Source organism: Nibribacter koreensis, assembly GCF_039541795.1.
In the GTDB taxonomy this organism is placed as follows: Bacteria; Bacteroidota; Bacteroidia; order Cytophagales; family Hymenobacteraceae; genus Nibribacter; species Nibribacter koreensis.
Genome location: NZ_BAABGX010000001.1, coordinates 378,740 through 401,064 on the forward strand (window position 1 = coordinate 378,740; position 22,325 = coordinate 401,064).

Genomic DNA, 22,325 nt, shown 5'->3' on the forward strand with positions numbered 1-22,325 from the left:
ACGTCTCGTCGTTCACATGTCAAGGTCGTGATGCAAGGTTAGAGTGTCTTCATAACCACCAGCCAAGTTATAAACTTTACAACAAATCAATCAACTCCTGTTCAATACGCCTGGGCCGCATGGTTTGGGCATCTAATAAGCACCAGATGGTCTTCGCCGAAGCCAAAAGTTCTTCTGTGCCTGCTGTGTATAGACTTACAAACCGTTCAAACTTAGCGCCTTGGTGTTCGCCCACCCACGTATAGCCTGTAATGTTGTCATTTGGCATGGCAGATTTTAAGAAGTCAATCTCATGGCGCAGGATCACCCACAGGTATTTGTCTTTTATAGCTTGCGGAGCCACATAGGCCCAATGGGCAGCAGAAACCTCTTGCACCCACCGTACATAGACCACATTGTTCACATGGCCTAGTTCATCTATATCTTCTGGGGAAACTTTTATGGATAGGCTGAAGCTGCCTTTGGGGGGCTGTGGCATGAGATAAGTTAATTTTTAAAGGAAGATAGATAGAAGCAGTAACAATCGTTTCGTTTTTGGCCTGTTTTCTTGGAATGAAGCGAAAAATGAATCCTCAAATCCTCAGTAATAAAAAAGGCACTTGATATTTTCAAGTGCCTTTTTTATTACTAGTGAAAGCGTTACAAAGTGGCTTGTAAAGCCTCAAGATTCGCCTTTAGATATTGGTCTGCCAAGGCATCTGTGATGGCCGCAGAGACAAACAGCGTCTCATACTGAGAAGGGGCCAGGTAAATGCCACGCTGCAACATCTCATGGAAGTACTTGCCAAAGCGCCCTAAATCTGAAGTCTTGGCAGAGGCAAAGTCGGTTACGGGTTGCTCTGTGAAGAACAAGCTAAACATGGAGCCCACCTGGTTGATGGTGTAGTTCAAGCCCAGTTGTTGCATGTTTTGTTTGGTGCCATTTACCAACTTATCCGTGATGGTTTGTAGGTGAGTGTACACTTCGGGGTGCTCATTCAGATACGTCAACGCCGCCATTCCCGCCGACATGGCAATTGGGTTCCCAGATAAGGTACCTGCCTGATAAACCGGTCCCACTGGGGCTACTGAATTCATGATTTCGCGCTTTCCTCCGTAGGCACCCACCGGCATGCCGCCGCCAATAATCTTACCCAACGTGGTCATGTCTGGTAGGACACCATACAATTCCTGAGCACCACCTTTGGCCAACCTAAAACCGGTCATCACCTCGTCAAAAATCAACACGATGCCTTCTTTGGTACACAAGTCGCGCAGGCCTTGCAGAAAGCCTTTAGCGGGTACTACCAAACCCATGTTGCCTACCACCGGCTCTAAGATGATGGCCGCCACCTGCGAAGGATTGGCATCGATCAAGGTCTGTACGGCGGCCAGGTCATTGTAAGGAGCCGTCAAGGTGTCATTGGCCACGCCTTTGGTCACGCCCGGGCTGTCTGGCACGCCCAAGGTCACAGCACCGCTACCAGCGGCAATCAAAAAAGAGTCGCCATGGCCGTGGTAACAGCCTTCAAACTTGATGATCTTGTCTCTTCCGGTATACCCACGCGCTACTCTAATAGCAGACATGGTGGCCTCTGTGCCTGAATTTACCATGCGCACCTTCTCCACGCTGGGTATCATGCTGATGATGAGTTCGGCCATCTCTACTTCGCGGCGGGTAGGAGCCCCAAACGAAAGCGAACCCGGCAAGGCATCGCGCACGGCCTTTTCAATCACCTCATGGGCGTGACCCAGAATCATAGGCCCCCAGGAATTGATGAGGTCCAGGTACTGGTTTCCATCTTCGTCAAACAGATAAGCGCCTTTAGCTGCTTTCATGAAAAGCGGCTGTCCGCCTACGGCTTTAAAGGCTCTCACGGGTGAATTTACGCCCCCTGGAATAGAATCCTGGGCTCTGGTAAATAGTTCTTGGCTGGTGGTATGGATTAGGGACATATTTTGGATTGAGTGATTGAAAGATTGAATGAGTGAGAGAATAAAAATAAATCATTCAGTCTCTCAATCATTCAATCTCTCATTTTATAGAACTGGATTTACTATCAATAGGCGGCCGTTGTCAATTTTGAGAATGGGCACGTATTGGTTGTCTTGGGTAGGCTGCCCGTTGATGTTTTGGTAGCTTAAACCTTGGTAAAAATAACTGGGTAATAACCCTCCTAAGCGTAAAGGGGCAGCGTAGCCTTGGGAATTTAATTGCTGGCCCAAATAATACACCAACTCAAAACCGCTGTAGGTAAAAGCAGAAGGAGGTAGGTTATGTTTACGGGTATAGTTTCTTTTAAAGGTCTGCACCGCCGGGTCGTCTAGATCCACAAACTTAGGCGAGTAAAAGTAGGCTTCCAGAAAGTCTAACTGCGAGAAGCTGATCTGGGAAAACTCTAACCAAGTGGCAGGCACCAACAAAGGCACCTTAGACGCCTTTTGCTCCAGGTTGCTCACCGCACTGGAAGCCACATTCACCGCCGATGACTGAATCACCAGCACGCCCAAATCCCTTAAATTAAGAGAGCCTAAAATGCCACCAATAGAACCGCTGGTTTTGGAGTTGATCTTCTGAAAGACCTGTACCTTTCCACCTAGTGCAGTGTACGTCCTCCTGAAACTTCCTGCAAACGTGGTATCCTCTTTATTGCTGTCATAGATGATGACCGCCGTCTTTTTAGCGAAGTTCTGGTAGGCATGCGCCGCCGCGCGCTGTCCCTGGGTGGCCATGGAGGCCTCCAACAAGAACAGGTAGGGGTTGCCTTTGGTCATCTCCAGATCATCAGAGAAAGGATTGAACATGTTTAGGCCGCGTTGCTGGGCTAGTTTGGCCGCCTGTACGCTGGTGCTTTTAAAGATTGGACCTACCACTGCGTCCATACTGGACAGCTCTGGCATCTGCAAGACTTGCCTAACTTGGGCCGTGTCCGTGCCCGAATCATACGGGAACAGATTGACCTTGATTCCATGGCGTTGCAGAGAGTCCTGGGCGGCTTTCATGCCCGCATAAAAGTCTGTGATGAAGAGGTTCTTCTTTTCTAACCTGGAGCCGGCATCGGTGATGTTAAATGGCAACAACACCGCCAAGTTGTACTCATTCTTCTTGAGTGAAGTAGTGCGCGTGAGGTAGCTTCTATCCAGATTGAATTTACGAACCAAATCCTCTAACTGCGTTCTGTCTTGAGCCGTGTACCATCCGCTGACCAAACGGTCAACATAGGCCTTACCCAACGTAGCATCATCTGGATACTGGCGCACCAAATACTGAAACGTGGACTTGTCTGACAATTGCAGCAGGTAATGGCGCTTCATGGAATTAGCCTCTTCCTGAAGCCCAGAATTTTGCAATCCGTTGAGCGTTTGCAGCGCCTTTTGGTACTCCTTTTTCTCAAACTGCACCTGCGCCAACAAGTACTGCGCATCTGGCAGGCCACTCCACGCCGGGAATTGCATCTGCATCTGCGTCAACATCTGCTCAGCCTCTTTCCATTTCTTCTGCTTAGTTGCCGCTACGCTGTATAAAAAAGCCGCGTCTGGCGCATACTGGCTGCTAGCCGAAATAGAAGTGAGGGGCAGCAGTTCTTCCATGGCCAGGGCATACTTTTCCTGGTCCAGAAGAAAGCGGCCGTTGTTAAAGCGCGTAGACTGTTCTGTATTGTTTTGGGCCTGCACCTGCCACCCGAAGGTGAGAAATGCGGCCGCCAAGACAAGTCGTTTTTTCATTGTTTTCCGGAAATTAGGCCAAAAACGCTATTCCCACTCAATAGTAGCGGGTGGTTTAGAGCTGATGTCATAGACCACGCGGTTGACCCCGCGCACCTTGTTGATGATCTCGTTAGAAACATCAGCCAAGAACTCATACGGCAAATGCGACCAGTCGGCGGTCATGCCGTCAATGCTGGTCACTGCGCGCAAAGCCACCACGCGTTCATAGGTGCGCTCATCACCCATCACGCCCACGCTTTGTACCGGTAACAGCATAGCGCCCGCCTGCCATACCTGGTCGTACAAGCCTGAATTTCTTAGCGACTTGATAAAGATATGATCCACTTCCTGCAGGATGGCCACCTTTTCTGGAGTCACATCGCCCAGAATCCTGATGGCCAAACCCGGACCCGGGAAAGGATGACGGCCTAAGATAGCCGGGTCAATGCCTAAGGTCTTGCCTACCAATCGTACTTCGTCCTTAAACAACGTCTTAAGCGGCTCCACTACTTTCAATTTCATGAAATCGGGCAGACCACCCACGTTGTGGTGGGATTTGATGGTCGCGCTTGGACCTTTCACTGACACGGACTCAATCACGTCTGGGTAGATGGTGCCCTGGCCTAGCCACTTGGCATCCTCTACCAAATGCGACTCCTGGTCAAACACGTCAATGAAGACCTTACCAATGGCTTTGCGCTTTTCCTCTGGGTCAGAGAGACCGGCAAGGGCGGTGTAGAACATGTCTTTGGCATCTACACCTTTCACGTTCAAGCCCATGTCTTTATAGGAGTGCAACACGCCTTCAAACTCATCTCTGCGCAAAAGACCGTTGTCTACAAAAATACAGTACAGGTTCTTGCCAATGGCCTGATGGATGAGCATGGCCGCTACGCTGGAGTCTACGCCTCCAGATAAGCCTAAGATTACTTTATCGGTGCCAATCTGCTCTTTCAGGTCGGCCACGGTGGTTTCAATGAACTGATCCGGGGTCCAATCCTGGGAGCAGTCACAGATGTGCACCACAAAGTTGCGCAGGAGCGTCTTGCCCTCAGTAGAGTGCGTTACCTCTGGGTGAAACTGAATACCGTAAGTCTCCTGATCTTTTACCTTATAGGCCGCTACCTGCACAGACTCGGTGCTAGCAATGATTTCAAAGTTGTCTGGAATGTGCTTGATGGTATCGCCGTGGCTCATCCACACCTGAGAATCCATGGTGATTTCCTTGAGCAGGCGGTTGTGCTGGTCCACGTGGTTGAGCTTGGCGCGGCCGTACTCTCTAATAGTAGAGGCAATGACTTCGCCGCCGCCTTCCTGGGCCATTAGCTGGGCACCGTAGCAAACCCCAAGAACGGGCAGTTCGCCTAAGAAAGGGGTGAGGTCTGGGTTAGGATAGTCTTTTTCCCGCACAGAGCAGGGGCTTCCAGATAAGATAACGCCTTTCAAGTCTGGGCTGAAGGCAGGAATCTTGTTGTAGGGATGGATCTCGCAATAGACATTCAGTTCGCGAACCCGGCGGGCGATGAGTTGGGTATACTGAGACCCAAAGTCAAGGATGAGAATCTTTTCTGGCATGTGCAAAGGTACACGGGCTTGTTAAAAAGTGAAAGAATAAATTGAATACTTCATGGATAGCGATTTTAGGCGTAGGGGAGAGGGAAAACTTCACGGTCTAAGTAGTTGGCCGGTCATAGGTGTATTGATCCTGAACACCTAGGCAAAGATGAATTACCTTCTAAAAGACTGAATATTTGTTTTTGGGTTGATATTCAATTGGTTACAATAATGTGGTCTACCTGTTTGATTTTTTGGCAAGATATTAGCTTAAAGGAATATACAAGAAAACAGATATTATTCTCTAACTTACTTATAGTATGAAAAGCCTTCTACTAAACCCTGCAAAAAACCTTCTTAGCGTACTGGCCTTGTCTTTTATGCTGGTGTCTTGCCATGAAGATAAAGATACTGAAGAACCAACTGTGGTGGCCGGCCCTACTGAAACGGAGTTCTCCATGGTAGACAGCATTAAGGTAGATGCCCGGTACCGGGACTCTTATCCAGGGCTTTACCATGATATGAACGGCCAGACCTACAAAGTGGCTTCAAAGGACAAGACCGACGTGTTTTTTGTGGAAGAAGACAATGAGGTAATTATCATGTTTGAAGACACCTCAAAGGTGAATGCCAAGCCTTGGTTGGCTTTGACGTTTAAAAACAGAACCGTCAATCAATTGCCGGCTACCTTTTCTGCCAAAGACGGCGCCATTGTGTGCGTTGAGAACGGACAAAGTTTTGCTGACGGCTCCCGCGCCCTGTCACCCGGCTGTGATGTGGTATTGGACGGTACCATAACCCTTCAATATGACAAAGCCACAGATGTCATTAGTGGGTCCATCTCAAAATTGCAATACGGTCTGGAGTACCACGTGCCCACCTACACGTTCTCTAGCCGCAACGGCAATATTTTGCGCAGTAGCGGTAGCAACCGCAACATCAACCTAACCTTCAAGAACATTAAAAGGAAAAAATAGCCCTGTCTTAACCGTCTCATCCTTCAAAGCCTCAGATTTATCTTGTTATAAATCTGAGGCTTACTTTTTTACCTCAATCAAAATCTTCGTTTTTGGCTTGTTTTACAGAAAATAGGCGAAAAACGACTTGTTCTGCTGGAAAGTGTTCGTATCTTTGCAACGGCAAATCGGTACGGCCAGCTCCTACTGAACTCCCCCAGGCCCGGAAGGGAGCAAGGGTAAGTGGTTGAGCGGCGCGATACTCGATTTGCCGCTTTTTTTTGCCCATACCCCAACGGATTCTCCGTTCTCCCGCTAGCCGCCTCAGGCAAAATACTTCACAACCCGGTTCGGTTTTCTTTTAGATTCAAGTAGATTTGTGTTTCCTAACTCATTCTGCTATGAAATTTTTCATTGACACCGCTAACCTTGATGAAATCCGCGAAGCCCATGACTTGGGCGTGTTGGATGGCGTAACCACCAACCCCTCTTTGATGGCCAAAGAAGGCATTGTAGGCTTTGACAACGTCATGAAGCACTACAAAGCCATCTGCGAGATTGTAGACGGTGACATCTCTGCCGAAGTGATTGCCACAGATTATGAGACCATGATCAAAGAAGGCGAGGACCTGGCGCAACTGCACCCCAACATTGTGGTGAAGGTGCCTATGATCAAGGACGGCGTAAAAGCCATCAAATACTTCTCTGACAAAGGCATTAAAACCAATTGTACGCTGGTGTTCACCGCTGGTCAGGCTTTATTAGCAGCCAAAGCAGGTGCCACGTACGTTTCTCCGTTTGTGGGTCGTTTGGATGACATCGCGACTGACGGTTTGGCTTTAATTGAGCAAATCAGACAGATCTACGACAACTACGGCTACCCAACCGAGATTCTAGCGGCTTCCGTGCGTCACGTCATGCACCTGGTGCAGTGCGCAGAGATTGGCGCTGATGTGGTAACCTGCCCATTGAACGTAATCACTGCCCTGTTGAACCACCCGTTAACCGACAGCGGTTTGGCTAAATTCTTGGCAGACCACAAGAAAGCGAACGGATAATTGACTAAAGGTCAATACAATTAGAAATTTAAAATTAGAAATTAGAAATTATGGTAAACAAATGAGCCGTTCGGCGTTTCTAACCCATAATTTCTAATTTCTAATTTCTAATTAATAAGAAGTGTACATCATTAAGGTAAAAGGCAAGGCCAAGATTCCGGATTACATTCAGCTGCGCGATGAGAATTTCGTGCTGATTGCGTATTTCAGGGCAGACCGTCCGTTGAAGAACATGGACCGTTATGGCTTGGCAGGCAAAGAAGAACCGCTAGCCGCGCTCATTGAGAGCCTGGAATTTGGCAAACTGCAGAAGCTAGAAATCTAGACTTGTAGTCAGTTCCATTACGCTTGCGCCATTACCTTTTACCTATCAGTTTTATCTAGTCTTGATACTAGCGTCTAATGTCTAGCATCTAACAAAAACGGCTATGGAATTTTCGTCTAACCCAGTGGTAACCTTACAGAAAGTCTCAATTTTTCAAGAAGTGAACACCATCTTGAGTGATGTGACTTTTTCCATTGACAAAGGCGAATTCGTCTATTTGGTGGGCCGTACCGGAAGCGGTAAAAGCTCCTTGCTGAAGACCCTCTATGCCGACCTTCCCCTGAAAATGGGAAGCGCCCAGGTAGCCGGTTTCAACATCCAATCCCTTACCTGGAAACAAGTGCCTTATCTGCGTCGCAAGATTGGCATCGTGTTTCAGGACTTTCAGTTGCTGTTTGACAGAAGCGTGGCCGAGAACCTGCGTTTTGTGTTGAAAGCCACGGGCTGGAAAGACAAGTCCAAGATCAAAGGCCGCATCTCAGAAGTATTAATGCGCGTAGGCTTGGATTCTGCTGCTAACAAAATGCCACACCAGTTATCGGGTGGGGAGCAACAGCGTGTGGTGATTGCCAGAGCCTTGCTGAATGAACCGGTGATATTGTTCGCCGATGAACCTACCGGGAACCTGGACCCAGACGTAACCGATGGTATCATGCGTCTGTTTGAAGAGATCAACAAAAGCGGAACCGCCATCCTCATGGCTACGCACAACCACCAGACCCTGCAACGCTACCCACGCCGCATTATCAAGTGTGACCAGGGCCGCGTGCTAGACTCTTCCCGCGAAGATTTCTCGCTGGTAGATGGTATCTGAGCTTTCCATCCTCATTCCGGTTCATAACCGTGACGTGCAGGAGTTGGTCCAGTCACTGGTCCGGCAAGCAGCTTCCCTCGGTATTACTATTGAGATACGGGTATATGACGATGGCTCTCAGCTAGTCTTCAAATCCTTCAATCAATCACTTTCTTCTTGTGCGCAGGTAATCTATAAAGAGTTGCCAGCCAACGTGGGCCGCTCGCAGATACGCTATCTGCTGGCGCAGGAGGCGCGCTTTGCTACCTTGCTTTTCCTAGACAATGATGTCATGCCGGTGCATTCAGATTTTCTGGCCACCTACCTTTCTAGCCATTCAGGTTCGGTGACGGTAGGGGGTATTGCCTATCAGGAAAAGCCATCTAGCCCTGAATTGGAATTACGCTGGGCCTACGGCAAAGAGCGGGAGGAGGCGGTTGCCACCCAGCGGCAGAAAAATCCTTATGAGAGAGTATTCTTGAGTAATTTGCTGGTAGAGAAGCCTCTATTTCTGGAGTATTTTAAAAAGGACGTCGTGACGGCCTATGGCCATGAGGATACTTTGTTTGCAGACCTTTTGCGGCAACACCAAGTAAAGGTGGTCCATATTGAGAACCCGGTGTACCATCTAGGTTTAGATACCGCTGATAATTTTTTGTTTAAGACGGACCTAGCTATCAAAAACCTGGTGCTGCTGCGTAAAAGTGGGTGGGTTCAAGGCAAAAGTAAACTCCTGGATATGCATCAAAGGTTGGTCAAAACGGGCGTGATGGCCTTGCTAAGACCATATAGTTACTGGTTGATACGCAAGCTTAAAAATCGACTCCTCTCTGCTAGGCCTTCTTTGCGGCAATTTGATTTCTATAGACTACTCTTGTTAGATCGCTACCTGCGTTTATAAAGGCCGTTTTTGGCCTCATTTCCGGAAAACAGGGCAAAAACAAAATTCCCCAGTAAGCTCCTCTAAGAGAAACTAACTGGGGAATCACATTCACATATTTCTTGTGAATACTTGATTGCTTATGAATTAGTCGTTGTCTTTGACAACATCACCAATTTTCTGACCGGCTTTCTTAGCGGTGTTACCCACGGCTTTACCGGCGTCTTTGGTGGCTTCGCCTACTTTGCTGTTAGAAAGGTCTTTACCCACTTCCTTGGTCTCTGACCCAATGTTACTAGCCGAGTTGCCGATTTTGCTACCAGCTTTCATGGTCTGGTATTTGGTTTTAGCCTTGGCAATTTCCCACTTGTCCTTGTCAGATAACTGGCTCTGGATGGCATTTTTACGGTCATCTAACTGCGCCCAGTACATGTCTACCATCTTCCAGTCATCATTAGTGTAGTTAGACTTGTTGGCCTCTACGTGGGCTACAAATTCTTCATATGCGGTTCTAATGTTAGTGGCCGTATATGAAGGAATTCTTTTCACATCCATAGATGACATGTCTACCTTGGTCATGGCGCGGCCACCGCTTTGGTTGGTCTGCTTCCAGGTGTTGTATTGTTGTTCACGGGTAGTCCAGGCCGTGTTCCAACGAGACTGCAACTCCTCATACTCCTGACGACGGGTATCATCAAAGTCTGCGGCGTGCTGGTTTACCTCGTTGTAGCGGGTGTCATAGTCGGTACGGGCCGTCTGCATGCGGGTATCCCAGTCCGTGGCAGTAGAATCCCAGCCACCGCGCACGTCGGTCTCCATCTGGGTCACGTAGTTTTTGTAATCGTCATACGCTTCATCACTGGTTTTGGTAGTGGTGGTTGTGGTGCTGGTGGCAGTATCTTTGGTTTCTGTTTTGCTACAGGCAAATTGCGTAGACACCAAAAGAAGTGATGCGCCATACACCAGCGTATGTTTTTTGAAGAAATTAGTGCTTTTCATAGTTGTGGTTAGTTTAGTTTTTTGGAAGACATGTTCCTCCATGCCTTTGAACGGTGCTTGTACGCGTTTGTTTCAAATAGGGTTAACCCGTTTTATTTTTAGCGCATTTTGTACTTTAAATATATTGCTTGGCAGGTAGTCAGCCATTATCTTTTTTGGAATGTGTAGAACCAGAAGCAGGCCATGTAGAAACCTATCTGTATATTTGTCTGCAATTTTTTAGAGCATGAACCCACTCCAGATGGTAGACCTGAAAGGTCAATACCAACGCCTGAAACCCGAAATAGACGCCGCCATGCAAGCCGTGGTAGAAAGCACCGCATTTATCAACGGTCCACAGGTGAAGTCGTTTGCTAAATCCTTAGCAGCTTACCTGCACGTGCAACACGTGGTACCTTGCGCTAATGGCACAGATGCTTTGCAAATAGCCTTGATGGCCTTAGAACTTCCAGCGGGTGGAGAGGTGATTGTGCCGGCGTTTAATTACGTGGCCACTGCCGAGGTGATTGCGCTTTTGGGCTTAAAACCGGTCTTTGTGGACGTACTGCCAGACACCATGTGCATTGACCCCGCCAAGGTGCGCGCTGCCATCACAGACAAGACCGTGGCCATTATGCCGGTGCATTTGTTTGGCCAGTGCGCTCCCATGGAAGAGCTCATGGACCTGGCCATTGCGCAGGAGCTGTACGTGATTGAAGACAACGCCCAAGCCATTGGCGCGCAGTATATGGATGCTGAGGGAGGAAGTTCCTTTGCGGGTACCATGGGGCATATAGGCACCACGTCCTTCTTTCCGTCCAAGAACCTGGGATGTATGGGAGACGGCGGGGCTATTTTTACGCAAGACGAGGAACTGGCTGCCGTTCTCAAGCAGATTGCCAACCACGGACAGCAGCAAAAATACTATTACTCCAGAGTAGGCGTGAACTCTAGGTTAGATACCTTGCAGGCTGCTTTGCTAGAGGTGAAACTACAACACCTGGATGACTTCATCTTGCGCCGCCAGAAGGCTGCTGCCAGGTATGATTCTTATTTCGCGGATCTTGAAGGCCTATCCATCCCAGCAAGGGCGCCTTACAGCTCGCATGTATTTCATCAATACACCTTGCAGGTGGTACCAGAGAAGCGCGATGCCTTGAAAGCCTACTTAGAGAAAGCGGGAGTGCCCAGTATGGTGTACTATCCGGTTCCTTTGCATTTACACGAGGCCTATGCTTACTTGGGCTACAAGTCCGGAGATTTTCCGGTGTCTGAAACCCTTTGCAAGTGCGTGATCTCCCTGCCCATGCACACAGAATTGACCGAGTTGCAACAAGCCTTCATTGCCGAGAAAGTGATTCGGTTCTTTCAACAATAGGGCAAGATTCCGACAGTAAAATTTAGCCTTTTGGCTATCCATTAGAATGCCGTTTTTTGGCTATTTTCCAGAAAACAGGCCAAAAACGAATAACAGGCAGTACATGTCAGAGAAGATAAAATTTGCGGTAATAGGGGCGGGGCACATTGGTAAGCGCCATGCCACCATGGTACAACGTCATCCCGAAGGCGAGTTGGTGGCCATGGTAGATACAGATCCCGCGCGCGAGTCAGAAGTAGACTCCTATGGTGTTCCCTTTTTCCTGAGCATGGATGACTTCCTGGCCCGTGGTCCTAAAGCCGATGTGATTTGCATCTGCACGCCCAACGGCTTCCACGCCGATCAAGCCATGCTGGCTCTTGAAAGCGGAAGCCATGTGGTCTGTGAAAAGCCCATGGCTCTGAGCAAGGCCGACTGTGAGCGCATCATTTACAAATCCCTGCAAACGTCTAAACTGGTGTTTTGCGTGATGCAAAACCGGTATAGTCCACCGTCACTGTGGCTCAAGGAAATGATCATGGAGAACCGTCTGGGCGAAATCTTCATGGTACAAATTAACTGCTACTGGAACCGTGATGCGCGCTACTACAAGCCCGGCACCTGGAAGGGCGACCAAGCTCTGGACGGTGGCACCTTGTTTACGCAGTTCAGCCATTTCATTGACATCATGTACTGGCTGTTTGGGGACATCAAGAACATCTCGGGCCGGTTCATGGACTTCAACCATGCCCAGCTCACCGACTTTGAAGACAGCGGTCTGATTCAGTTTGAGTTCATGAACGGAGGAGCCGGTACGCTTAATTACTCTACGGCCGTCTGGGACAACAACTTGGAAAGCAGCATGACCATTATAGGCGAGAAAGGCAGCATTAAGGTGGGCGGACAGTACATGAACGAGGTAGAATATTGCCACGTGCAGGATTACGTAATGCCAGAGTTGCCACCCAGCAGCCCCGCCAACGACTACGGCCATTACAAAGGCAGCGCCGCCAACCACCACTTCATCTTTGAGAACGTGATTGACACCCTCAAAGGCAAAACCTTCGCGACCACCAACGCCCTGGAAGGCCTCAAAGTGGTAGAGATCATTGAACGAATCTATGCCCTGCGAGCGCCATCGCTAGTTAAAAGTTAAGAGTTATGAGTTAAAAGTGCCTGAATTGCAGGTCCACTTTTAACACGGCTTTTTTTAAACTTAACTCTTAACTCAAAACTTTTAACTCTTAACTATAATGAGCGTTTCCAATTTCTACGACGACTATACCGAGCAGCAATTCAAAAAAGGCATCCACATCCGGCACCGCACCATCTTGCATAACCTGAAAAAGGCTGGATTGAAATCCAATTCTAAGGTGTTAGAAATTGGCTGTGGCATTGGGACCGTGACGCATTTGCTGGCGAAGGCCACGCCGCAAGGCAAGGTACTGGCCGTGGACATCTCGCCTAAGAGCATTGACATGGCCCGTCGCTTTAACCAGGAGTTCAACCACGTTGAGTTTGTGGTGTCTGACATGACGGATTTTGCACGCCCTGAGCGTTTTGACTTCGTGGTTTTGCCAGACGTGATTGAGCACATTCCGCTGGAGCAGCATCCGCATTTGTTTCAGGTGATTGCTCAGCACCTGCACGCGGGCTCTGTGGTGGCCATTAATATTCCGCATCCTTTGTATTTGACCTGGGTGCGCGAAAACCAGCCCGAGCTGTTGCAAGTGATTGACCAACCTATCCATACCGATGAGTTGCTTAGAAATACGTATGCCGCCGGTTTGTATCTTCATTCGCTGGAAAGCTATTCCTTGTTCTCGCAGGTGGAAGACTACCAATGGATTGTCTTGAAACAGCGCCTGGTTCCTGCCAAAGTAGAGCCCAAATCAAAGGTAGACCTCAAGTTGCAGGATTTGTCTTCAAAGTGGCTGTAATCGCCTAACTGCCTTCTATGTCTGCCCACCGTCCGGTTCTTCTCTATTTCTATCCTGGCCTTTCGTCGTTTGTGGTGAAGGACTTGCAGATCATGGAGAAGGCGTACGAGGTGCGGCATATAGGATTTCTGCCGGCTAAGAAATGGCAGACGCCTTTGATCTGGCTGAAGCAGTTTTTCTTTTTGTTGCGGCATATCTGGACTGCCCAAAAACTAGTCTGTATGTTTGCCGGTTACCATTCCTGGTTTCCGGCTCTTTTCGGGAAAATAGCCCAAAAGCCAGTCTTGATTGTAGCTGGTGGCACTGACTGTGTTTCCTTTCCCAGCATTGGCTACGGTTGTTTCGCTAAACCCATCCTTGGTAAATTCACGCGGTGGTCGTACCAACTGGCCAGCTACATTGCACCGGTGCATGAGAAGCTGGTGAGACAAGAATACAAATACCAACCCAATGATTTTCCATACCAAGGCTTTCGGTTCCATTGTCCCGGGTTGAAGACGCCGCATACGGTGGTGTATAATGGGTATGACGCCAGTTTCTGGAGGCCAGGTGCTACCGTTCACCGCCAGCCTAAATCTTTCCTCACAGTTTGTGCGGGCTTGCACATGCGCTTCACGCAGCGCTTGAAAGGGATAGACTTAATTTTGGAAGCGGCCCGCCAACTACCCGAAGCTAGTTTTACCATTGTGGGCGCACCAGCCGGATTTGCCTTTCCAAATCAACCTGTAAACGTCAAGCTTTTACCCAAGATGCCGCTGGCCGATTTAAAAGCGGTGTACAGCGCACATACGTTCTACCTGCAACTTTCCATGTCAGAAGGCTTCCCGAATGCCTTAAGCGAAAGCATGCTCTGCGGGTGTGTACCGATAGTGAGTAATGTATCTTCTATGCCGGAGATTGTGGGGGGTGCTGGATTTGTCCTAGAAAAAAGAGAAAGTGGCTTGTTGATAGAGTTGCTTCAAAAAGCGATGGATTCAGACACTTCCTTTTTGGGGGAAATGGCCAGGCAAAATATTGCCAACCATTACCCAGAAGCGCGGCGCGAAGAGGAATTACTTCAATTGTTACAAAGGTTGTAAGCGTCCAATTTCTCTTTAGTCAAGAAGGAATTACAACCATTTCCATTCTCTGAACCCGAAGCGCACCAGTGTTTTCCGGATGCCATTGTTCACTTCTGGGGAAACCTTCAAGAACACCAACAGACCGCCGTACACCGCGGTGATCAACACGGACCGCACCGCAATATCCAACACCACATTAGACAACTGCGGCAATAAGCAGGAAGCGCCAAAGGCCAAAAGAGAAATCACCACAATCAGCAGAGAGTCCCAGCCAAAGGGCTGCATTTTGAAGAAGTGCGCGACCAGGATCACCCGGAAGAGGTTGTACACCACAAACACCACCATAGACGCGAAGGCCGCGCCGCTGATGCCGTATTCTGGAATCAATAGGTAATTGGTATAGGCCACCAGCGCCATCATGAGCAGGTTAAAATACAGGTCAAAGCGGTACTTGTTGCTGGTGAGTAAGATCATGCCGTTGATGCCCGTGGCCAGGTCAAATAAGCGGCTGAGGCCCATGAACAGAATCACATACTTGCCCTGGCTGAAGTCCTTTGGCATGATGGCGAAAATATTGTCCACGTTGCACCAGATGCCCAGAAACAGCAGAAAACCCACCACCATGTTCACGCGGGTCATCTTGCGGTAAAGCACTTTAAGGCCGGCCATATTCCCCGCCTTGAAGAAGTCTGCTACCTGTGGGTAGACAATCTTGTTGAGCCCCCGCGACGGGACCATGATGGCCGAGGTAATGAAGTAGCCCGTGGTATAGTAGGCCACGCCGTCCAAGCCCAGATAGTGGGCAATCATGGCCTGGTCAATAAAGGTGATGACCGCAGAGGAGACGTTGCCTAGAAAGGAATAGAGGCCGTATTGCACCACTTCGCGCATGGGCACCACCTGGAACATGTTGCGGTTGGGCCGCACAAAGAACTGCCGGAGCCACAGCAGGTAAACAATGCTGATAAACGTCACCGCCGAGTTCGCCCCGATGAACAGCACCAGAAACCACTGAAAATCCACCCAGCCCCAGGCATAGCACACCACCGAGGCCAGCATCAACACCCGTTCCAGAAAATCCTTCAGAAACGACTGCACCACCGTCTTGTACAAAGACCGCAAGTAGGCGTCCAGTAAGATAAATAAGAGGGTGAAAAAGCTGAGCGGAATGATGTAGTAGTAATACTCCACGGCCAGCGGCGAATTCTTCCCGAAGTAATCCACCACGGCCGGCTTCAACAACAGGAAAAGGACCGTCACCACCGCAAAACCTGCCAATGGAATCAAGAGCATCAGAAACAAAAAACCGTTGTGTTTCTTGTCCCGGTCTCTGAAATAGGGAAAATACTTGGCACTGATGTTGGTAAAGCCCAAGGCCGCAAACTGTGCGTAGATAGCGGCCACCGAAATCAGGAAACGAGTGAGGCCCAGTTCATCTGCATCGGGGATGAGAACCGGAAACAGCACCACCAGGTTCACATACCCAATAATCATCCCGGCATATGAGATGATGGTGTTCAGGAAACCCTGCTTACGGATAGTGTCCATGGACGGGTGGCGGTCGTTTTTAGGCTATTTTCTGAAAACCAGGCCAAAAACGGCCCAGATAGAAGAAGCAAAAATAACAGCTTCTATCGGGGCTTTTACTATGCTGGTAAAAATAGACGGCTTACATTATCAAATAGATACCATGGCGCAAGCGTCCGCTTGTGTCCGCACGCATATCAGATTAACAATGCGTGCGGACACAAGCGGACGCTTGCGCCATGGAGCGTCTATAAATTTTGTGAAATAGCACTAAGAATGAAACTGCACCGCCTCCTGTGCTTTGAGAAAGTGAGTGCCTCTTTTTTGCACGTACTGCGTAATTTCTCGGAACAGTTCCAAGCCTTGGGGGAGCGCGTAGGGCGTGAAATTCTCGTTGTGCCAGAGCAGGGTAAACACCCCATGAAACTTCTCAATTTCCTGCAGCATAGGCGTAAGGGCGGGCATCACTTCCTCGGGCTTCAACTGCAGGTAGTTGGGATGATTCAAAGTAATGTCCATAAGGTTGAGGGGCAATTCCCAGACAGAACTCAAGCGGCGGTTCTTAAAATCAAACAGCCTGAACGGATGGCAGTAACTGTTTCTGAACCCAAACCGCTCCGGAAAGCCCAGACTGCTATCGTATTGTAGACCTGCTTCTTCTAAAACTTCTAACGACTTCACTGGATCAAAGCGAAGATAATGGAAGCGGTTGCCTTGAACGGGTTGACCAATTTTCTCCTGCTCCTGCCGCAGTTGCCGGGCTTTGTTGCCGCTTCCGTGACCCCCGTGCAGGGCTATCTCATGACCAGCGCTTTTCAGTCTTTTTATTTCAGCTTGAATTTTAGGAGAAGCCACGTCATAATCTGCATTGGGATGACCCTGGTAAAGGGCTTTTTCAGGCAGAAAGAAGAAGGTGCCTTTGGCGTTAAGCGCCTGAAGCTCTTGTTCCACCTGGGGCAGGTTGAACCACGCATCCTGGCCTTTTAGGTGCTTGAGGTAGAGTTGCAGAAAGAGCTTGATGTTGCCTTTTTGCAGGGCGGGTTTGCCGGCTACCTTCCAGGCGGTTTGGCAGTAGTCCACGTCATATGTAAGGCAGGTGGCAAACGGTTTTCCGGCCCAGAGTTTGGCTTCTATCTTTTGGCCGTAAGCTACTTCAACAGCTTCGCGTAGGATGTCAAAGTAGTAGTTGACCAGGGGCTTGGTGATGAAGCGGTGTCGGGCTTGATAGGAGGCTTTGAAAGGAAACCGTCCGAATTGGTCGCGGTCCTTGCCATAGTATTCCTGCCAGCCGCTCAACAGGTAGAAAGCTGAGGCAATGATGTCATACGGCACAATCACCTGGCCTTGCGCATTTTGGGTAAACCAAGGTTGGTAGGTGGCCTCGTTAAAGAACAGGGGCATATTGGTGCCTTGCCATTCCTTCCAAAACACCTGCACGGGCTGGGCCTGCTGACGTTCAAAAAAGCTGCTGGTGGTTGGGATAATCTGAAGGCGGCTCTGGCCATTTAGACCATAACTTATCTCTAAGTCTGCCGGCAAATGGTACACCTGCCTGAAATGAAAAAGGACGTAGTCAAAGAGGATATTCACGGGCTGAAAACGATACGCCTTTGGATATTGGTATGCGTTTTCGGGCTACTTTCTGGAAAACAGCCCGAAAACGGCGCTTAGGATACTAACAGCTTAGATAATTTTTCGGTAAGAGCGCGGCGTGAATACTGGGTGTAATTAATGAACGGCAGGTCTAGGTTGGTGTTAATCTGCCAGGTCTTGCTCATCTGCATGAGGTGGTCGGTCATCAATTCATAGCCCGAGTAATGGAACACCCTGCCTGCACCGCATTCGTCAATGATTCTATCGGCGTCGCCGTGGATGGGTCCGATGCAAATGATGGGTTTGTTTGCGGCCAGGTACTCAAACAGCTTTCCCGTCAGAATCCCGAAGTTGTTGGGCACGTCCGGAATCGCCATTAACAGCACGGTGCTGGCCATGAGGTATTTAATGCTTTCATCATGCGGCACAAAATCTATGTACTCCGTGATGAGCGGCAGACTGGCGGCTTCAATCTGCTTTTTGATACCCTCAGAAACCTTGCCCACAAAACGCAATTTGTACCTAATGAATGGGTTGCGGGTCACGGTGTCACAGAGCGCCTGGAAGAAGCCTTCCACGTTGTAGGCCTCGGTGAGCGTGCCAGTGTAGGTGATGATGAACTCCTCAGAAGACGGCGTGGACGGGTGTACAAAATCAGCCTCGTCGTAGCCGTTGGGAATCACGTGTATCTTGTTAGGGTTGAGCGCCGCCGATTTATTGAGGAACAGGCGCTTCATGTCATCGCTTACTACAATGACCTCATCTGCGTTTTCTAAAACCTCGCGCTCGTATTTGGCGTCCAGCTTTTGGGCCAGCGCGGTGTGGTTCAGGTCCTGGTAATAGTAAATGTCGGTCCAGGGGTCGCGCATGTCGGCAATCCAGCGCAGGCCGTGCTTTTGCTTGAGCTTTAAGCCAATCAACTGCGTAGAATGCGGCGGGCTGGACGTGACCACCGCTTTGATGTCCTTGCGCTTCATGACCTTGGTGGCAGCGTCCAGGGCAAAGCGGTTCCAGCCTATGCGTGGGTCTGGAATGAACAAGTTTCCGCGCAGGAACTTGAAGAGCTTCTGCTTCCAGTTCTCCCTGCCGGTGTTGGCGAAGCCGCCAAACGGAATATCTTTCTTGCCAGTAATCTTCTTATAAAACTCAAACGGCTCGCGCGTGGCGGTTTTAATCACCTGCACGCTGGCCGGAATCTCGCCCTCCAAGGAATGGTCCAGAATAGGGTAGGAGGCCTGTTTCTCATCAACGGTGATGACCGTGGGCGTAATCCCAAACTCTGGTAAATGCTTTACAAACTTAAGACAGCGCTGTACCCCGGCCCCGCCCGAAGGCGGCCAGTAGTACGTCATGAACAACACGTTTTGAGCGGCAGTTTTGTCAGCAGATTCCAAAGGCAATGGTCTTAACTTTTAGTCTGGTAGAAGAACAGGTTTCGTTTTTGGATTGTTTTCCAGGAAAAAGGCCAAAAACGGTTTCTGGTTCTTACTCGTTTAGAAACCTCCGAATATACGCGTCTGTATTGAAAAGATGGTGAACTTGCCGAAATTCTGCGTATTTTTGTAGTTACTGACACTAGATAATCACCTAACTCAGCCATATAAACCACATGTTTGAGAATTTAAGTACCAAGCTAGACCGCGCCTTTAAAACGCTTAAGGGCCAAGGAAGCATCACTGAAATCAACGTTGCCCAAACCATCAAAGAAGTTAGACGCGCCCTGGTGGACGCTGACGTGAACTACAAGGTGGCCAAAACCGTGACTGACAAAATCAAGGACGAGGCCATGGGCCGCGACGTGCTTATTGCCGTGTCACCAGGCCAGTTGATGGTGAAGATTGTGCACGAAGAACTCACCGAACTAATGGGCGGCGAGAAGAAGGACATCAACATTACTGGTTCTCCAGCTATCATATTAATCGCCGGTTTGCAGGGTTCTGGTAAGACCACCTTCACAGGTAAGCTTTCTAATTTCTTGAAGAAACAAGGCAAAGGTGTTCTGGTAGCGGCCTGCGACGTGTACCGTCCGGCGGCTATTGACCAGCTGAGCGTTTTGGCTGAGCAGGTGGGCGTGGAGTTCTACGCTGAGCGCGAGTCTAAAGACCCGGTTTCTATTGCCCGCAACGCCGTGGAGCATGCCAAGAAAACCGGTAAGAAAGTAGTCATCATTGACACCGCCGGTCGTCTGGCCGTGGATGAGGCCATGATGAAGGAAATCTACGACATCAAGGAGGCCATCAAGCCAACTGAGACCTTGTTTGTGGTAGACTCCATGACGGGTCAGGATGCAGTCAACACCGCCAAGACGTTCAACGAGCGCATCAACTTTGACGGCGTGGTCTTGACCAAGTTGGACGGTGACTCACGCGGTGGGGCGGCCCTTTCTATTAGAGCCGTGGTAGAGAAGCCTATCAAGTTCATCTCAACTGGTGAGAAGATGGAGGCCCTTGACCTGTTCTACCCTGACCGTATGGCCCAGCGTATCTTAGGTATGGGTGACGTTATCTCCTTGGTAGAGCGCGCCCAGCAAACCTTTGACGAGGACGAAGCAAAGCGTATCAACAAGAACATCCGCAAGAACCAGTTCAACTTTGACGACTTCCTGTCGCAGTTGGAGCAAATCAAGCGCATGGGTGATATCAAAGACCTGGTGGGCATGATACCGGGCGTGAGCAAGATGATGAAGGACGTGGAGATTGACGAAAGTGCTTTCAAACCGATTGAGGCCATCATCAAGTCCATGACCAAGGAAGAGCGTCAAAACCCAGACATGATTTCTGGTAGCCGCCGTAACCGCATCGCGAAAGGTTCTGGCACCAACATCCAGCAGGTGAATAACTTGATGAAGCAGTTCAACGACATGCGGAAAATGATGAAGTCCATGAACAAGATGGCCGGTACCAAAGGAGGTCTTGCCAAACTGGGCAGCATGATGGGACGCAGATAATTGTTGATTGTCAATTGCTAATTGTTAATATAAAAGAAGCCCGGACCGGTTGGTTCGGGCTTCTTCGTTTTTGGCCTGTTTTGGTGGAAAGAGGCCAAAAACGATTTGGAAACTTTATGCCGAGGCGATTCATGGCGCAAGCGTCCGCACGCTTTGATGATCAGACATGCTCATGTCTCCCCCTTTCTCCCGCAAGTTTATAAAATGTGAGTAGTATGATGGAAGTTTTCAACATCCGGCTTTTATGGTTGTAATCATATCCTAGCCATTGGGTTTTTACTAGCTCTTTCTCTTCAACTAGCTCTACCTTTGCTATTCGGGATTTACCAATCCCGAATCTATCTGTCGGGGATTTATCAATCCCCTTTGTGAACGTATGGGAAATCAGGAAACGGTGATTGGTAAATCCTCGACAGATAACTTTCGGATTAATAAATCCGACAGAGCTGGCTTTTTCGTTTTTGGCCTGTTTTGGCAGAAATAGACCAAAAACGGAAAGGTCATGCAAATAGATTGATTCTGAGCGAAAGTTGAGGGATGCTATCTTCTGTTTGAGTCAACCAGCAATTAACAATCAATAATCAATCCGGCCTTCGTGTTTTTCCCATTCTTTAAATCCTTCTAAGGCTTCCTCTCGCAGAAATTGTTGCATAGGAATGGTGCGCTGGTGGAGGGGCAATTCAATCTCTTCATAAATAAAAGCGTCGTCAAAGCCGATGGCGGCGGCGTCTGCCTTGGTGTTGCCGTAGAAAACGCGGTCGGGGCGGGCCCAGTAGATGGCGCCCAAGCACATGGGGCAAGGCTCGCAGCTGGTGTAGAGTTCGCAACCGGTCAACTGAAAGGTGCCTAAGGCTTGGCAGGCTTTCCGGATGGCGTCCACCTCAGCATGGGCAGTGGGGTCATTGCTGGAGGTGACGTTGTTGTAGCCTCTGGCAATGATTTCTCCGTTCTTGACAATTACCGCCCCAAACGGGCCGCCTTTTCCTTCTTTCATCTTTTCTATGGATAAATGAATAGCTTCGCGCATGAAGCCTGCCGTAGGCATGTTCTCTTCCTGGTTCATACCACACCGTACGCAAGAAAAGCCTGCAGTGATGTCCTTTGCCAACAATTACGCCACCAGCCGTTTCATTTGCTTTTTATGATGATCTGCGTGCTCAATTAAAAAGTCCAGGGTCTGATGAATGGTAATGACGCCGGCGCGCGGGTGTTTGAATATCTCCTTGTTTAATAAATGGGCAGGGAATTCAGTTAGAAGCTGGTGCCAGGCGTTGCGGGTTTCCTGCCATTTCTGTTCTACCTCTTGGGCGTTCACGGAAACCGGCATTTCGCCAATCATCTTGGGCACTTTAAACTTTATTGGCAGAGATAGAAAGAGGTTGAGCAGAAAAGAGCGGTACCTGGTGTTAAAGGAGTTGGACTTGTGCACCCGGCCACTGGCCATATTGTCTTTGATGGATTGTAGAACGGTTTGCTCTACTTGCCAGAGGTGATAATACAACTGCGCCGCCGACCATTGGTCTTCTGCGGGTTTCTCTGCTTGTTGCAAAGAGGTAAGAGAATTGAGTTGGGTGGTGTAGGCTTGGCGTTGTTGTTCTAGGCGGTCAAACTTGGCCTGTAATGCGGTTTGCATAGGAGTACCTGAATATTTGGCAAAAGGTACGTTTTT

20 protein-coding genes, 1 other RNA gene and 1 pseudogene are annotated in these 22,325 nt (G+C 49.2%); 11 read left to right on the forward strand and 11 right to left on the reverse strand.

The window, feature by feature from the left end:
- Positions 1-76 precede the first annotated feature (76 nt).
- The 5 genes and pseudogenes from ABD880_RS01580 to guaA form a co-directional block, all read right to left on the reverse strand.
- Complete coding sequence (locus ABD880_RS01580; protein WP_345161643.1) at positions 77-478, reverse strand: acyl-CoA thioesterase; 402 nt, start codon at positions 476-478, stop codon at positions 77-79.
- Positions 479-639: 161 nt separating this feature from the next.
- Entirely contained in the window at positions 640-1,935 is a 1,296-nt protein-coding gene (gene hemL / locus ABD880_RS01585; RefSeq protein ID WP_345161645.1) for a glutamate-1-semialdehyde 2,1-aminomutase, read from the reverse strand.
- An 84-nt stretch (positions 1,936-2,019) separates the two neighbouring features.
- Entirely contained in the window at positions 2,020-3,294 is a 1,275-nt protein-coding gene (locus ABD880_RS01590) for an ABC transporter substrate-binding protein (RefSeq protein WP_345164104.1), read from the reverse strand.
- Between the two features lie 6 nt (positions 3,295-3,300).
- Positions 3,301-3,717: pseudogene (locus ABD880_RS01595) on the reverse strand (tetratricopeptide repeat protein); the annotation flags it as partial.
- Between the two features lie 15 nt (positions 3,718-3,732).
- A complete protein-coding gene (guaA, locus tag ABD880_RS01600) occupies positions 3,733-5,262 on the reverse strand; it encodes a glutamine-hydrolyzing GMP synthase (RefSeq protein WP_345161647.1) in 1,530 nt (509 codons plus the stop codon).
- Positions 5,263-5,561: 299 nt separating this feature from the next.
- Between guaA and ABD880_RS01605 the strand changes: the two genes are divergently transcribed.
- The 6 genes from ABD880_RS01605 (at position 5,562) to ABD880_RS01630 (ending at position 9,274) form a co-directional block, all read left to right on the forward strand.
- A complete protein-coding gene (locus ABD880_RS01605) occupies positions 5,562-6,218 on the forward strand; it encodes a hypothetical protein (RefSeq protein ID WP_345161649.1) in 657 nt (218 codons plus the stop codon).
- Between the two features lie 158 nt (positions 6,219-6,376).
- Positions 6,377-6,476, forward strand: an RNA gene (ffs, locus tag ABD880_RS01610) — signal recognition particle sRNA small type.
- Between the two features lie 122 nt (positions 6,477-6,598).
- Positions 6,599-7,255: a fructose-6-phosphate aldolase gene (gene fsa / locus ABD880_RS01615; RefSeq protein WP_345161651.1), complete on the forward strand. Its 657-nt coding sequence runs from the start codon at positions 6,599-6,601 to the stop codon at positions 7,253-7,255.
- A gap of 121 nt (positions 7,256-7,376) precedes the next feature.
- Entirely contained in the window at positions 7,377-7,580 is a 204-nt protein-coding gene (locus ABD880_RS01620) for a fructose-6-phosphate aldolase (protein ID WP_066510384.1), read from the forward strand.
- Between the two features lie 103 nt (positions 7,581-7,683).
- A complete protein-coding gene (locus tag ABD880_RS01625; protein WP_345161653.1) occupies positions 7,684-8,394 on the forward strand; it encodes a cell division ATP-binding protein FtsE in 711 nt (236 codons plus the stop codon).
- Positions 8,384-9,274 (forward strand): glycosyltransferase, encoded by an 891-nt coding sequence (locus tag ABD880_RS01630; RefSeq protein ID WP_345161655.1) that lies wholly within the window; start codon positions 8,384-8,386, stop codon positions 9,272-9,274. The genes ABD880_RS01625 and ABD880_RS01630 overlap by 11 nt, the downstream gene beginning before the upstream one ends.
- A 126-nt stretch (positions 9,275-9,400) precedes the next feature.
- Here ABD880_RS01630 and ABD880_RS01635 read toward each other — a convergent pair whose 3' ends face one another.
- Positions 9,401-10,252, reverse strand: a complete 852-nt coding sequence (locus tag ABD880_RS01635; RefSeq protein WP_345161657.1) for a DUF6565 domain-containing protein — start codon at positions 10,250-10,252, stop codon at positions 9,401-9,403.
- Positions 10,253-10,478: 226 nt separating this feature from the next.
- Here ABD880_RS01635 and ABD880_RS01640 point away from each other — a divergent pair, with 226 nt between their 5' ends.
- From ABD880_RS01640 to ABD880_RS01655, 4 genes are all read left to right on the forward strand, one after another.
- Positions 10,479-11,609, forward strand: a complete 1,131-nt coding sequence (locus tag ABD880_RS01640; protein WP_345161659.1) for a DegT/DnrJ/EryC1/StrS family aminotransferase — start codon at positions 10,479-10,481, stop codon at positions 11,607-11,609.
- A 103-nt stretch (positions 11,610-11,712) separates the two neighbouring features.
- A complete protein-coding gene (locus ABD880_RS01645) occupies positions 11,713-12,744 on the forward strand; it encodes a Gfo/Idh/MocA family protein (protein ID WP_345161660.1) in 1,032 nt (343 codons plus the stop codon).
- Between the two features lie 97 nt (positions 12,745-12,841).
- Positions 12,842-13,528 (forward strand): class I SAM-dependent methyltransferase, encoded by a 687-nt coding sequence (locus ABD880_RS01650; RefSeq protein WP_345161662.1) that lies wholly within the window; start codon positions 12,842-12,844, stop codon positions 13,526-13,528.
- 17 nt (positions 13,529-13,545) lie between these two features.
- Positions 13,546-14,607, forward strand: coding sequence for a glycosyltransferase family 4 protein (locus ABD880_RS01655; RefSeq protein ID WP_345161664.1), 1,062 nt, complete (start codon positions 13,546-13,548; stop codon positions 14,605-14,607).
- A 30-nt stretch (positions 14,608-14,637) separates the two neighbouring features.
- Here the strand turns inward: ABD880_RS01655 and ABD880_RS01660 are convergent, their stop codons facing one another.
- The 3 genes from ABD880_RS01660 to ABD880_RS01670 form a co-directional block, all read right to left on the reverse strand.
- On the reverse strand, positions 14,638-16,137 hold the full coding sequence (locus tag ABD880_RS01660; protein ID WP_345161666.1) for a lipopolysaccharide biosynthesis protein: 1,500 nt from the start codon (positions 16,135-16,137) through the stop codon (positions 14,638-14,640).
- A gap of 249 nt (positions 16,138-16,386) precedes the next feature.
- The gene (locus tag ABD880_RS01665; RefSeq protein ID WP_345161668.1) at positions 16,387-17,706 is read right to left on the reverse strand and encodes a polysaccharide deacetylase family protein; all 1,320 of its coding nucleotides are present in this window, start codon (positions 17,704-17,706) and stop codon (positions 16,387-16,389) included.
- Positions 17,707-17,783: 77 nt separating this feature from the next.
- Entirely contained in the window at positions 17,784-19,103 is a 1,320-nt protein-coding gene (locus ABD880_RS01670; RefSeq protein WP_345161670.1) for a glycosyltransferase family 4 protein, read from the reverse strand.
- A 215-nt stretch (positions 19,104-19,318) separates the two neighbouring features.
- Between ABD880_RS01670 and ffh the strand changes: the two genes are divergently transcribed.
- Entirely contained in the window at positions 19,319-20,656 is a 1,338-nt protein-coding gene (gene ffh, locus ABD880_RS01675; protein ID WP_066510417.1) for a signal recognition particle protein, read from the forward strand.
- A 574-nt stretch (positions 20,657-21,230) separates the two neighbouring features.
- Here ffh and ABD880_RS01680 read toward each other — a convergent pair.
- Both ABD880_RS01680 and ABD880_RS01685 read right to left on the reverse strand, forming a co-directional pair.
- On the reverse strand, positions 21,231-21,719 hold the full coding sequence (locus ABD880_RS01680; protein WP_345161673.1) for a nucleoside deaminase: 489 nt from the start codon (positions 21,717-21,719) through the stop codon (positions 21,231-21,233).
- A gap of 48 nt (positions 21,720-21,767) precedes the next feature.
- Positions 21,768-22,289: a DinB family protein gene (locus ABD880_RS01685; protein ID WP_345161675.1), complete on the reverse strand. Its 522-nt coding sequence runs from the start codon at positions 22,287-22,289 to the stop codon at positions 21,768-21,770.
- Positions 22,290-22,325: the final 36 nt, after the last annotated feature.